Genomic DNA, 12,192 nt, shown 5'->3' on the forward strand with positions numbered 1-12,192 from the left:
CCGGTGCGAACCCGATCAGCCAGCTTGCCTTCACCCTGGCCAACGGCTTCACCTTCGTCGAGTACTACCTCGCGCGCGGCATGAAGATCGATGACTTCGCGCCGAACCTGTCGTTCTTTTTCTCGAACGGCATGGACCCGGAATACTCGGTGATCGGCCGCGTCGCCCGTCGCATCTGGGCGCGGGCGATGAAGGAGCGCTACAGCGCCAACGAACGCAGCCAGATGCTGAAGTACCACATCCAGACCTCGGGTCGTTCGCTGCACGCGCAGGAAATCCAGTTCAACGACATCCGCACAACGCTACAAGCCTTGTACGCGCTGTTCGACAACTGCAACTCGCTGCACACCAACGCCTACGACGAAGCGATCACCACGCCGACCGAGGAAAGCGTGCGCCGTGCGGTCGCGATCCAGCTGATCATCAATCGCGAGCTGGGCCTGAACTACTGCGAGAACCCCTGGCAGGGCAGCTTCGCGATCGACCATCTGACCGACATGGTCGAGGACGCGGTCTACAAGGAATTCGAGTCGATTTCCGAGCGCGGCGGCGTGCTCGGTGCGATGGACACCATGTACCAGCGCGGCAAGATCCAGGAAGAGAGCCTGTATTACGAGCACAAGAAGTACGACGGCTCGCTGCCGCTGATCGGCGTCAACACTTTCCTGCCGAAGGACCACGGCGGCGAGATCGCGACGACCATCGAACTGATCCGCTCCACCGACGACGAGAAGGACCAGCAGATCGACAACGTGGCGAGCTTCCGCGCGCTGCGCAACGACCTGCAGGCCGACAGCCTGAAGAACCTGCAGCAGACCGCCCGTGATCGCCGCAACATCTTCGAGTCCCTGCTCGAAGCGGTGAAGTACAACTCGCTCGGCCAGATCAGCCATGCGCTGTACGACGTCGGTGGTGAGTATCGGCGCAACATGTGATGCAGCTTCGGAGCCGCGCCATGAATCATCCGAAGTCGACCCGCAGCCTTGGCGCTGCGGGCCTGCTGTTGGCCGCCGTCGGCCTCGCGGCCTGCGGCTCGATTCGCCCTCAGATGAACGAGGTGGTGATCACTGCGATCCCGAACGAGACCGCTGCCTGTACCTATGCCGGTTTCGTGGCGGTGGACAGCGTCGAAGGTCTCAAGAACGTCGGCATGGACCAGCTGCGGGCGCAGGCGGTGCGGCTCAAGGCCAATACCGTGCTGGTCAGTTCCTATTCGGCCTCGCGTGATGGCAAGGCCTTTGTCTGCGATCCGCCGCTGAAGCCGCGCTGAGCGCTCAAATACTTGTCATTCCCGCGCAGGCGGGAATCCAGTTTTTGACGTTCACACATCGCTGGCAACAGAGAACTGGGTCCCCGCCTGCGCGGGGATGACGACGGATAGTCTGTCTGGCCCTACTGGCTACGGCCCTTGAACTGGGCTGGCCGCTTGCCGAGGAAAGCGCTGACGCCTTCGCGGAAATCGGCCGTCCTGGTGTTCGCCGAGAAGGCATTGCGTTCGGCTTCGAGTTGCTCCGGCAAGCTGCGGTCGTAGGTCTTCTCGACCAGCCGCTTGTAGTTGCCATAGGCCTGCGTCGGGCCATTGGCGAGCCGGGTTGCCAGTTCGGCCGTGCTCGCTGCCAGCGCGTCGGCGGCCACCACCTTGTAGATCAAGCCGGCTGCCAGCGCCGCTTCGGCATCCAGGGTTTCGCTGAGGAACATCAGCTGGGCTGCCTTGTTGCGGCCGAGCAGGCGCGGCAGGAAGTAGGTGCCGCCGCAGTCCGGTGAAGCACCGATGCGGTCATAGGCAATCATGAAGCGGGTGCCCTGAGCAGCGATGACCAGATCGCAAGCTGTCATCAGCGACAGGCCGGCTCCGGCAACCGCACCGTGCACCGAGGCAATCACCGGCGCATCGATATTGCGCAGCGTCTCGACCAGCACATGCAGTGCATTGAGCAGATCGTCCGCGACCTGATCGGCAACCTCGAAATCCTTTGCGAAGCTGGCCAGATCGCCACCGGCGATGAAGGCGCGGCCATTGCCGCGCAGCACCACGCAACGTACCCGCGCATCGTCACGAACTTCCAGGGCGACATCGCGCAGCGCTTCGGCCAGCGGCACGTTGAGCGCGTTCATCACCTCGGGGCGATTGATGGTGATCGTTGCAATGCCGGTGGCGGCATCGAGGGACAGTTCGGCAAGGCTCATCGGGACTCCGGAACGAAGGGAAAATCAGTGGACCAGGCGGCTGGCGAGGCGGCTGCGCTGGCTGTCGTCGAGGCCGATCGCCTCGGCGAGGTAGACGTCGATCGAGCCGTGATCGGCCACGATCCTGGCGACTGCCGAATCGAGATATTCGGCACGTGCAGCGATGATCGCAGCCAGCATGTCCTGCGGTGCGCTGATGCCGATCAGTTCGTGCAGCAGGGCAGCGACCTTGAGCTGCAGCGACGCGCGGCTGGCGGCATCGTTGGAGCGCAGGTAATCGCCGAGCACGGCTTCATCGGGTACGCCGATCGCGTGCAGCAGCATGGCGACGACGAAGCCGGTGCGGTCCTTGCCGGCGGTGCAGTTGACCACCAGGGGTAGCTGCTCGGTCTCTTCGTCCAGCAGCAACGCGAACACCCGCTTGAGCACCGGCGCGCAGACCGCTGGCAGGTCGCGGTACAGATGGCGCATCAGTGCCGCGGCACCTTCGGCAGTCGCGTTGTTGCGCAGCTCGACTACCAGTTCCGGCATCAACACGCGGATGTCAGTGGCAACCGACAGATTCAGGACCAGCGGCTCTGCACCGATCGGCCAGCGATGCGGACGCTGCAGGCGCTCGCCGTCGCTGCGCAGATCGCAGCAGACCTTTGGCGACAGGCTGGCGAGCTGGGCGAGATCGTCGGCATCGAGCGCGTCGAGCGCGTCGGAACGGTAGACGAGGCCAGCGCGGGTCTGGCGACCGTCACGGGTGGGCAAACCGCCGATATCGCGGAAGTTCGGCGCAGTCTTGAGCAGGGTCATGATCGGATTTCTGGCAGGGGGGACGACAAGCCACGCAACATCGCCGCCAACACCCCGATCAACCGTTCGCTGCGGCCGTCTCAGGGCGTGCCGGACGGCACGAACTTGTCGGCGTGGATTCTATCCGCTTGCACACCTAGCTCGATCAGGCACCGCTCCACCGCTTCGACCATGCCGAGGTTGCCGCAGATGAAGGCAGCGGTATCGCGGAAGTCGATGCCGAGCGCCGGCGTCAGCGCGGCAGTGACCAGACCGCGCAGGCCGGTCCAGGCTGAGCCTTCCGGTTCGTGGGACAGGATCGGAATCACCCGCAGACGATCACCGGCCTTGGCTTGAAGCTCGGCCAGATGGGTATCGGCAAACAGATCCTTCTCGCTGCGCACGCCGAACACGATCGTGAAGCGCGCAGTCTTCGAGCGCTGCAGGCGATCACCGACGATCGACAGGATCGGCGCCAGGCCGGTGCCGCCGGCGACGCAGAGGCCGTCGCGATCGAGATCGTCGACGCCCATGACGCCGAACGGCCCTTCCACCCAGAACTTGATGCCGCTGCGGTCCTCGGCAAACAGCCATTCCGAGAACCGGCCGCCGGGCAGGCGCTTGACCAGAAAGCCGACTTCGCCGGCCGGGCTGCCATCGGCAGCCGGCACGTCGTAGTACGAATAGCTGCGCCGCGTGAACGAGCCGGATTCGGCAATCGTGCAGTACTGGCCGGCATTAAACGCCACTGCATCATCAAGCTTCAGACGCAGGTCGATGACATCGCCCGGCAAGCGCTGCCAGCGCGTGACCAGGGCCGAGACGGTACGCACCGGCAACTGCGCGCCGTGCCCGAGCTTCACGTCGAGCACCAGATCAGTTCGCACCTTGGCCTGGCAGGCGAGCACGAAACCCGCCTTGATCTGCTCGTTGCTCAAGGGCGATAACGCCAGATCGACCATCGGGCTGACCCGGCCATCGACCAGCCGCGTCTTGCAGGTGCCGCAGACGCCGACCCGGCAGTTGTGCGGATAGTCGACGCCCTGGTCGATGGCTGCCTTCAGCAGCATGTCGTTCTTCTTCACCTCGAACGAGGTTTCGCTGCCGTCGCTGCCGCGAACGGTGATTCGGCAGTGGCCGGCGCGGGTTTCGACGGCCGGATTCTTCTCAAGCACCTGCATGAGGATTCGTGATTCCAATGAGGGGCCGATCAGGCCGTGGCCATCGCGCCACGCAGCGGCGCGCTCGGTGCTGGTTCGTCGTTCAACTCGTGCCAGCCGGCACGGGCATTTTCACGACGGGCGATCTCGCGTTCCTGCGGCGTCGCGCGGTTCTTGTCCCAGTCCTTGAGCAGCGGCTTGATCATCATGAAGAACAGCGGCGGCACCAGCGCCAGCAGCACGCAGAGCAGGAACTGCGGCTGCTGCGGGCCGTTCGGATCCGGCTCCAGCGCGTAGAACGGCTTGTAGCTGTCGTCGTGATGGCCGGCGTGGTTGGTGATCTCCAGCGCCAGGATGCGCACCAGCGGCGTGATGTGATTCCAAGTGTGATGCTTCTCGAAGCGGCCCGGCGTCGCCGAGATCAGACCGTAGTGATTGCAGTAATTGAACACTTCCAGAAGCATGCGCGGGCCGAAGAACAGCGAGGCCGAGCACAGCAGCAGGCCCTTGACGCCGCCGAGCGCGAACAGCGCAGCGAGGAAGATGCCGAAATAGGTCGCCTTGAACACCCAGGCATTGCGCGGGTCGTACCACTTGCGGCCGCGCTTGGTCCACATCATCTTTTCGAGGTGATAGCTCTCCTTCCACTGCGCCGGGAAGGTGCGGAAGAAATGCCCGTAGACGGTATCGCCACGGCGGGCGTAGTCCGGGTCATCCGGCGTTGCCACGCGCATGTGGTGGGTGACCACATGGGTGATCTCGCGCCAGGGATCGAACACCAGGCACTGGCCGATGCGGCCGAGCCAGCGCAGGAACAGGCCTTCGCGATGGAACAGCTCGTGCACCGGCGGTGCGCCGATCACGAAACCGATGAACAGGGTGCTGAGGAAGGCACCGACTTCCGACGCCGTGGTCGCGAAGTGGTCATGCCCGATCAGCCAGGCGTAGAACAGGATGTTGACGAAGCTGGCCAGCACGGTGACCGACACGATCACGTCATAGATCCAGGCATGTGCCTGATCGCGGATCGAATAATCGGCCTTCAGGAAGGCATCGAAGAACAGCACGCCGAGCAGCAGCGCCATGCCGACCCAGGTGAAATTGCCGCCCATCCACATGCCATAGGCGTGTGCGCTGAGAATGATCGGGGACAGCAAGTACTTGAAATAATCGAGGTTCTTGGTCATGGCAGGTCTCGCAGGGCTACACGCCGGATCAGGCGACGGTGCATCTTCGGCCCTCGGCCCCGACGACGGCCCATCCCATAGTTTGGTCGGCCAGTCGGTCGGTACTCCGTTCGTCTTCCGGGGAATCGGGGGACTGCAAGCGGAGCTTCAGATATCGCCGTACGCGCCGGCAATCACGACGACGTAGCCGTTCGGGTCCTTCAGCCAGATCTCGCGGTGATTGGCGTTGGAATTGATCTTCGGTGGTTCCAGGATATCGGCCCGGTGATCGGTCGCTCTTCGAACCGCCGCATCGAACTGGTCGGTCTGAAACCAGAGCAGCACGCCATTGCCCCAGGGCTGCATTTCCTGGGTGCCGAGATGGGGATGGTGATGGGCATCCCAGTGGTGGAGTTGCAGGACCATCCTGCCGTTGAAACTGAGCTGTTCGTACTCGGCGCCGCCGTGGCTGCTTTCGAGGCCGAGTACGGACTGGTACCAGCGGCTGGTTGCGGGCACCTCATTGACGGCGATGAGGGGTTGGGGATGCATCCGAGACCTCCAGCGAATTCGGCGGACAGGCTCGAACTTGGGCAGGCGCTTCGGCTTGAGGTTCCGTCTTCAAGCTATTCGCGGCTTGATCAGCGTCTGGCTCAACGACTTGCCCGGACACCCTCCTTGATCAAACGCTCATCCTCCGCACCCCGAGACCGCATCCCCCAACGCCACAAGGCATCCGCCGGAATCGGCAGCACCAGGAACCAGTGCTCGAGCACCGCAAGCGACAGCAAGGTGGCCAGGAAACCCAGCGACACGGCTTCGAAACTGCCTTCCGGAGCGAGTAGCGCGAGTCGCCACAGCAAGGTGGCGACCGTGGTTGCCGCGATCACCGAGAACGGGAACAGCAGGTTCATCGGCTTGCGCATGAAATAGGTCTGCAGATAGCGCAGATGCTCGGGGAGGAAGGCTTCGCTGAGATTGCGCACGCCGAGGAAGACATTGAGCTTGGCGCTGCTGCGCAGCATCCACAGGATCATGTAGGTCCAGAAACCGGTGCCGTTGTCGGCATCGAAGCTCAGTGCGCCGACGGCCGCCGCGCCTGTCGCCAAGGCCAGTTCGTGATGCATGACGGCTTCGAAGGCGTACCGCGCCCGCCGCCAACCGCGTGCGCCAAGCGGGCAGGGTGTGCGGCGCGAGCCGGTGATGTAGCCCATCAGAAAGCTCATCTCCAACCAACCCCAGACCATCAGGCTGCTGCTGAAGGCGATGACCGCGCCGCTGACGCTGGTATCGGCGGCGCTGTGATCGAGACCGTAAAGCGCTGCGATCAGCACCAAGGTCGCGGCTGCGAAGCTGTACTTGTAGGTCGATCGCGGTAGGCCGTCCAGATACAGGATCGCGCCGGTGGAGAACCACCAGATGAACAGCGTGTAGAGAATGGTGAAGCTGAGAGCCGTCATCTCGAGATTTCGATCTTCATGGCGGGAACCGCTTCCCATTCTTCTCCCGCAAGGGGAGAAGGGGCGAATTACCAGGTTGGAGAGAGGCGAACGTTCTTCGGCAGTTCGTGCGAGATCACCGGGATCAGGTACAGGCGCAGGAAGGTGACTGCTGCGCTGGCACCGTAACCGATGCGCTTGATCGCATTCAGCACGCCACCTTCGGCACGTGCCTTGTCGTTCGCTATCGAAATCGCCAGCAGCTTTTCCAGGCAGTCACGGAATGCCGGGTTGTCGATATCGACCGTGAACGGGAACACCTGCTTGGAGATTTCCGAGGTGATCCGGAACACCGTGTAGTCGTACTCGCGCGGATCGATCTGCAGCGCATCGTGCATTTCCGGGCGCGACTGGTCGCGCACGAACATCGTCGCGTAGACGGCGAGCACGAAGAAGCGAATCCACAGCTTGTTGTGGCCTTCGAGCAATTTCGGATTGGCGCGCATCAGCAGCGCAAAGCTTTCGCCGTGGCGGAATTCGTCGTTGCACCATTGATCGAACCAGCCAAAGATCGGATGGAATTTCAGCTCCGGATGCTTTTCGATCTGCCGGAAGATGGTGATGTAGCGGGCGTAGCCGATCTTCTCGGACAAGTAGGTGGCGTAGAAGATGAACTTGGGCCGGAAGTAGGTGTACTTCTTGGCGCGAGTCAGAAAGCCGAGATCAACGGCGATGCCGAAGTCCTTCAGCCACTGATTGATGAAACCGGCATGGCGGGCCTCGTCGCGGGCCATGTAGCCGAACAGTTCCTTCATGTCCTCGTTGCCGACTTTCTTCTTGATCTCGTTGTACAGCACGCAGCCGGAGTATTCGGAAGTGATCGAGCTGACCATGAAATCGACGAACTCCTTGTACAGCCCTTCGGGCAGATCGGAGTAGTCCGCCATCAGGTTCGGCGGACGCTGGAAGTGGACCTTGTTGTTGTCGGACTTGTACTCGTCCATTAGTGACTGCCACTGGGCGCGGATCGGCTCCACATCGATGCGATCCATCGCCGCCATGTCGGTGGTGTAGAAGCGCGGCGTCAGCAGCGTGTCTTCCTGGGCACGGCGGGTGGTTTCGTTCGGCAGGCGTGCTTCCAGGGTAGCGGTGCTCATGGGGTGCTCCGCGAAGTATCGGTATTGGCCGCCAGCGTGTGCCGGCCCGGTGGCAGCAGATGCGCGAACACTTCGGCATTGGTGTGGCCGAAGGCGCCGAGATCGACGAGACGATGGGTGGCGGCATCGCTGATCAGCAGATGGCCATCGGCGCGGCCGATCAAGGTGAAGGGAATCTCGGCGCCGATGCTTTCGCGTTTGCGCTCGCGCACCAGGCCGCGCAGCGTGCCGCGCAGGAAGCCGTTGCTGGCTGGAGGAATGATCTCCACCTGCGATTGGTTGGTCGCATCGATGACCGCGATGCTGCCGTCGCTGCGATCCTCGAAGCGCAAATCACGCGAGGCGACGGTCGGCGATTCACCGATCAGCGAAGGCGTGGCGCCGCTCAGCCGGCTTGCGGCCGACAGCACCATGGTCAGGCCCATCAGGCCGCCGATGGCCCAGAGCATCAAGCGCGGGAAACCGGAAGACTGGGTGTTATTCATCGCGGGTCGATCCTTGGTGTTTTTATTGAGCTTTCAGTGGCCGGCGGCTGGCAACATCGAACCGTTCGGCATGCCTTGCTGAGCCTTGCCGGCACTGATCGGCAGCGCGCTGCCACCGGTGGCGCTGGCCAGTGCCGATGCCAGCAGTTCGGCGACTTTCTGCGGCTCTTCGATCGATCTCAGCATCGGCTGCGTACGACGCAGCTGCCAGGGCCGGGCGTGCGGCCACAGGTGCAGATAGGCAATGCTGCTGCCATCGTGGAACAGCAGCGGGATGTCGCCAGTGCCTTCGGCGTGCAGCCGCAAACCGGCCGATTCGATCACCGCGAATGGGAAGTTGAAGCTGATCTCCAGCACCGCGCCGACGCGCATCACCACGCGACGATTGGTGATCGTGTACCAGCTGGCGCGGGCGCTGAGCCAGGCGACGAAAGCGATCAGACCGAGGCCGGTGATCGCCAGCGGCGCCAGCCAGAGCATCGCGATCAGCACGTCGGCGACGCCGGCGCCACTGCTCGCCACGGCAACGCCGCGCGAGCCGATCAGGATCGCGAAGTAGAGCGCGATCGTGCGGCCGTGGAAGGCGCGCCGGAACAGCGAAGTCCAGCGCGGGCCGCCCTGCCAGAGCACTCTTTCGCCTTCCGGCAGCTTGCCCGGCAGCTCGCGCACGCCGGTGAAATTGAAATCGTCGTGGTCGTGATCGCTCACAGCAGCGGTCCCAGGCGATCCGGCGTGGCGTACAAGGTGCCGGCGCCGTAGTAGGCGGAGATCACGTCTTCTTCAAGCAGGGTGATCTGCTGCGCCTGCTTGGTACGCGGCACCTCGGCGAAGTGCTGGCCGAGAATCGACGCCACCTTGATTGCGCCGCTGCCTTGCACGCGCGCGAAGTTCGCGGGGAGCAGCACATGGGCGCCGCCAGCAACCTCGATCTCGTAGTAGCGGAACAGACGCTCGGAACGATCAACCCAGATGTCGACGCAGGTGCCGCCCGCCTTGCCATCGGCACCGAACACGGTCTTGCCGCGCGGGTCCGGATCGCCCTTGGCGACGCCATAGGCCGAGTCGGCACTCAGCGGCACGATCTTCGGCGTGCCGTCGATCTGCAGATCCGGATGATCATCGCGGCTCGCCCAGGCACCAGGGCCGACGCCGGCCAGCAGCGGGTTGCCGATCGGCACCAGCGGCGAGTCCGGGTTGCGGTCCAGACGCCGCGCCTTGAGCACTTCGGCCGGGCCGGCTTTCCATTCCGCCGGCACCGTCTTGGTGCCGCCGTGCGGCAGCAGATAGGTCTTCGGCTGCGGACGTCCGCCCAGGCCTTCCTGCAGCTTGTTCGGCGAGCGATCAGCGGTTTCCAGCGGATAGCCCTCGCGCTGGTTCTCGCGATGCAGATAGATGATCAGGGCAGCAAAAAAGCCCCAGAACAGATAGAGAACAACCTGGGCGATGTCGAGGCTCGCCGTGATGGCACCGTGGTTCATTGTGCTACCTCCTCCCGTAAATTCATGGACTGCAGGTTGGGCCAGGCGACGTCTTGGGCGTGTTCGCCGGCGTCGTCGTGCTGATCGAATGCGTTGCGTACCAGCGGGCCGATCGCGACCAGCGTCGCGAACAGCAGGCCCAGTTCCAGGTGATAGACCACCGTGTAGCCGGTGGCTGGGCCGACCAGCGCGCTACCGAGCGCGCCGGATGCCGCGAGGCTGGCGATGCCATCGCGCAGCAGGCCGCTGATGGCGATCGCGCCACCGGCTGCCGTTGCCTGCACCGCGCCCCAGACGCCGAGTGCAAGGCCGATCTGTGCCTTCGGCGCCATGCTCATCGCGGCGGTCAGGGTGCAGTGGCCGAACAGGCCGCTGCCGACGCCGATCAGCGCCACGCTCAAGGCGAACAGCCCGGCCGATTGCATCGGCGCACACATGATCACGCCGGAAAATGCCGCGATACCGACCACGGCGCCGTAAGCCGCCATGCGGTAGGGATCGACGCCTCGCACCAGCGCGCGGGCAGCGATGACGAAGCCGGCGAGACCGCCGAATGCGAGTGCTGCGGTCAAGGCGGTGGTCGAGGCGACGGGCAGCTTGAGCACTTCGCCGCCGAAGGGTTCCAGCAGGATGTCCTGCATCGAGAACGCCACGGTACCGAGGCCGAGCGCGACCAGACGCCGCTTGGCGTGGCTGCGATGGCTGAAGGTTTCCCAGGATTCGCGGAACGAAGGGGTCGGCAGCTCATGCGAGGTGCGCGCAGGATCGCGTGCTTCCTGTTTCCACAGCGCGGCGATGTTCAGCGCCATGGTCACGATCGCCGAGCCCTGAATCACCTGGATCAGCCGCAGCTGGCTGAAATCGCGCAGCAACAGGCCGTAGATCACCGCACTGACCGCCATGCCGACCAGCAGCATCGAGCACATCAAGGCAACGACTCGCGGCTGCGATTCCACCGGCGCGAGATCGGTGGCCAGGGCGAGGCCGACGGTCTGCGTCGTGTGCAGGCCGGCGCCGACCAGAAGGAATGCGAGCGCAGCGCCGACCTGGCCCACGATCGGCGGCTGCAGCGAATCGCCGGACAGCAGGATCAGTGCGAACGGCATGATCGCCAGCCCGCCGAACTGCAGCATCGAGCCGAACCAGATGTACGGCACGCGCCGCCAGCCGAGAAATGATTTGTGAGTATCGGACTTGAAGCCGACCAGCGCCCGGAACGGCGCGAACACCAGCGGCGCCGACACCATCGCGCCGACCAGCCAGGCCGGTACATGAAGCTCGACGATCATCACTCGATTCAGGGTGCCGATCAGCAGCGCCAGCGCCATGCCGACCGAAACCTGGAACAGCGACAGCCGCAGCAGCCGCTTCAGCGGCAGTTCGACGGTGGCGGCATCGGCGAACGGCAGGAAGCGGGTCGATACCCGGGTCCAGGTCGATGCGAAGGTCAGGTTGGCTGGCACGGGCTTTTTCATGCGCGTTTCAGTTCGAAGGCCTCGGATTTGTAGAAGCCGCTGGCCACCCTCTGCGTCCGGGTGTTGGTCCAGCTGGCCGCTTCGAAACGGTCTTCCAGCAAATCGCGCAGCGTCGTCGCCGTCACCGGCACGATTGCCGGCGCCCGGTCGCCGCGCGGAAACAGCAGGCCGACGTTATGCATCACGGTCAGCAAAGGCGTCTTCGGCGCGAAGGTGATGACGATGCTCTGCCGCGTCCGCGCCATCAGCTTGGCGACCGTATCGGCAATATCGGCCGGCTGGTAATGGATCAGCGAATCCATCGCGACGACATGATCGAAGCTGCCGAGCGCAGGGTTCAGCATGTCGCCGACATGGAATTCGATCGAGCCTTTCAGATCACTTGGCGCCCGCTCGCGGGCGACGTTGACCAGGTTGCCGGCGATGTCGATGGCGATGACCTCGGCACCACGCCGCGCGGCTTCGATCGCCAGCGCGCCGGTGCCGCAACCGGCATCGAGGATGCGGCGGCCGCTGAGATCTTCCGGCAGCCAGCTCAGCAAGGTGGCGCGCATCTCATCGCGGCCGGCACGCACGGTTTCACGAATGCGGCTGACCTTGGCGGTCGACGTCAGGCGCGCCCAGGTTTCAGCCGCAGTGCGATCGAAATAGGTTTCCAGCTGGCCGCGCCGCGCTGCGTAGGAGGCGTTGCTCATCACTCGAACCCCAGCAGGTCGAAGATTTCGCGATCTTTCAGTGGCGAGGTCAATTGAGGTTTCGTCCCCATCCACAGATTGCCGGCCAGACGCATGTATTCGTCCTGCACGGCTTTCAGTTCCGGCGAATCTTCCATCTCGAACAGCGTCGATTTCTTCAGCCGCGAGCG

The 12,192-nt window shown here is 63.9% G+C and carries 14 protein-coding genes and 1 pseudogene; 2 read left to right on the forward strand and 13 right to left on the reverse strand.

What is annotated here, in order from left to right:
- On the forward strand, positions 1-935 hold a 935-nt coding region (locus QZY06_RS18130), incomplete at its 5' end, for a methylmalonyl-CoA mutase family protein (protein WP_295686676.1).
- Between the two features lie 20 nt (positions 936-955).
- Positions 956-1,270 carry a hypothetical protein gene (locus tag QZY06_RS18135; RefSeq protein ID WP_295686678.1) on the forward strand — a complete coding sequence of 105 codons (315 nt, stop codon included), beginning with the start codon at positions 956-958 and terminating at the stop codon, positions 1,268-1,270.
- A 122-nt stretch (positions 1,271-1,392) separates the two neighbouring features.
- Here QZY06_RS18135 and QZY06_RS18140 read toward each other — a convergent pair whose 3' ends face one another.
- The 13 genes and pseudogenes from QZY06_RS18140 to chlL form a co-directional block, all read right to left on the reverse strand.
- On the reverse strand, positions 1,393-2,187 hold the full coding sequence (locus QZY06_RS18140; protein ID WP_295686680.1) for an enoyl-CoA hydratase-related protein: 795 nt from the start codon (positions 2,185-2,187) through the stop codon (positions 1,393-1,395).
- A gap of 24 nt (positions 2,188-2,211) precedes the next feature.
- Complete coding sequence (locus QZY06_RS18145; RefSeq protein ID WP_295686682.1) at positions 2,212-2,988, reverse strand: tyrosine-protein phosphatase; 777 nt, start codon at positions 2,986-2,988, stop codon at positions 2,212-2,214.
- Positions 2,989-3,068: 80 nt separating this feature from the next.
- A complete protein-coding gene (locus tag QZY06_RS18150; protein ID WP_295686684.1) occupies positions 3,069-4,148 on the reverse strand; it encodes a 2Fe-2S iron-sulfur cluster binding domain-containing protein in 1,080 nt (359 codons plus the stop codon).
- 29 nt (positions 4,149-4,177) lie between these two features.
- Entirely contained in the window at positions 4,178-5,314 is a 1,137-nt protein-coding gene (locus QZY06_RS18155) for a fatty acid desaturase (protein WP_295686687.1), read from the reverse strand.
- A 147-nt stretch (positions 5,315-5,461) separates the two neighbouring features.
- Positions 5,462-5,845 (reverse strand): VOC family protein, encoded by a 384-nt coding sequence (locus tag QZY06_RS18160; protein WP_295686690.1) that lies wholly within the window; start codon positions 5,843-5,845, stop codon positions 5,462-5,464.
- Positions 5,846-5,946: 101 nt separating this feature from the next.
- A complete protein-coding gene (puhE, locus tag QZY06_RS18165) occupies positions 5,947-6,753 on the reverse strand; it encodes a putative photosynthetic complex assembly protein PuhE (RefSeq protein ID WP_295686693.1) in 807 nt (268 codons plus the stop codon).
- A 68-nt stretch (positions 6,754-6,821) separates the two neighbouring features.
- Positions 6,822-7,889 carry a magnesium-protoporphyrin IX monomethyl ester (oxidative) cyclase gene (gene acsF / locus QZY06_RS18170; protein ID WP_295686697.1) on the reverse strand — a complete coding sequence of 356 codons (1,068 nt, stop codon included), beginning with the start codon at positions 7,887-7,889 and terminating at the stop codon, positions 6,822-6,824.
- Positions 7,886-8,374: a photosynthetic complex assembly protein PuhC gene (puhC, locus tag QZY06_RS18175; protein WP_295686700.1), complete on the reverse strand. Its 489-nt coding sequence runs from the start codon at positions 8,372-8,374 to the stop codon at positions 7,886-7,888. The genes acsF and puhC overlap by 4 nt, the downstream gene beginning before the upstream one ends.
- A gap of 33 nt (positions 8,375-8,407) precedes the next feature.
- Positions 8,408-9,082: a photosynthetic complex putative assembly protein PuhB gene (puhB, locus tag QZY06_RS18180; RefSeq protein WP_295686703.1), complete on the reverse strand. Its 675-nt coding sequence runs from the start codon at positions 9,080-9,082 to the stop codon at positions 8,408-8,410.
- The gene (gene puhA / locus QZY06_RS18185) at positions 9,079-9,852 is read right to left on the reverse strand and encodes a photosynthetic reaction center subunit H (RefSeq protein WP_295686706.1); all 774 of its coding nucleotides are present in this window, start codon (positions 9,850-9,852) and stop codon (positions 9,079-9,081) included. Before puhA ends, puhB begins: the two co-directional genes overlap by 4 nt.
- Positions 9,849-11,327, reverse strand: a complete 1,479-nt coding sequence (locus QZY06_RS18190) for a BCD family MFS transporter (protein WP_295686708.1) — start codon at positions 11,325-11,327, stop codon at positions 9,849-9,851. The genes puhA and QZY06_RS18190 overlap by 4 nt, the downstream gene beginning before the upstream one ends.
- Positions 11,324-12,022 carry a magnesium protoporphyrin IX methyltransferase gene (bchM, locus tag QZY06_RS18195; protein WP_295686712.1) on the reverse strand — a complete coding sequence of 233 codons (699 nt, stop codon included), beginning with the start codon at positions 12,020-12,022 and terminating at the stop codon, positions 11,324-11,326. The genes QZY06_RS18190 and bchM overlap by 4 nt, the downstream gene beginning before the upstream one ends.
- Positions 12,022-12,192, reverse strand: a pseudogene (gene chlL, locus QZY06_RS22275) (ferredoxin:protochlorophyllide reductase (ATP-dependent) iron-sulfur ATP-binding protein); the annotation flags it as partial. The pseudogene chlL and the gene bchM, both read right to left, overlap by 1 nt.

Source organism: uncultured Nevskia sp., assembly GCF_903885465.1.
Lineage (GTDB): Bacteria > Pseudomonadota > Gammaproteobacteria > Nevskiales > Nevskiaceae > Nevskia.

Coding starts and splice junctions, on each gene's coding strand:
- QZY06_RS18135 (WP_295686678.1), top strand. CDS start 956: ATGAATCATCCGAAGTCGACCCGCAGCCTTGGCGCTGCGGGCCTGCTG.
- QZY06_RS18140 (WP_295686680.1), bottom strand. CDS start 2,187: ATGAGCCTTGCCGAACTGTCCCTCGATGCCGCCACCGGCATTGCAACG.
- QZY06_RS18145 (WP_295686682.1), bottom strand. CDS start 2,988: ATGACCCTGCTCAAGACTGCGCCGAACTTCCGCGATATCGGCGGTTTG.
- QZY06_RS18150 (WP_295686684.1), bottom strand. CDS start 4,148: ATGCAGGTGCTTGAGAAGAATCCGGCCGTCGAAACCCGCGCCGGCCAC.
- QZY06_RS18155 (WP_295686687.1), bottom strand. CDS start 5,314: ATGACCAAGAACCTCGATTATTTCAAGTACTTGCTGTCCCCGATCATT.
- QZY06_RS18160 (WP_295686690.1), bottom strand. CDS start 5,845: ATGCATCCCCAACCCCTCATCGCCGTCAATGAGGTGCCCGCAACCAGC.
- puhE (WP_295686693.1), bottom strand. CDS start 6,753: ATGACGGCTCTCAGCTTCACCATTCTCTACACGCTGTTCATCTGGTGG.
- acsF (WP_295686697.1), bottom strand. CDS start 7,889: ATGAGCACCGCTACCCTGGAAGCACGCCTGCCGAACGAAACCACCCGC.
- puhC (WP_295686700.1), bottom strand. CDS start 8,374: ATGAATAACACCCAGTCTTCCGGTTTCCCGCGCTTGATGCTCTGGGCC.
- puhA (WP_295686706.1), bottom strand. CDS start 9,852: ATGAACCACGGTGCCATCACGGCGAGCCTCGACATCGCCCAGGTTGTT.
- QZY06_RS18190 (WP_295686708.1), bottom strand. CDS start 11,327: ATGAAAAAGCCCGTGCCAGCCAACCTGACCTTCGCATCGACCTGGACC.
- bchM (WP_295686712.1), bottom strand. CDS start 12,022: ATGAGCAACGCCTCCTACGCAGCGCGGCGCGGCCAGCTGGAAACCTAT.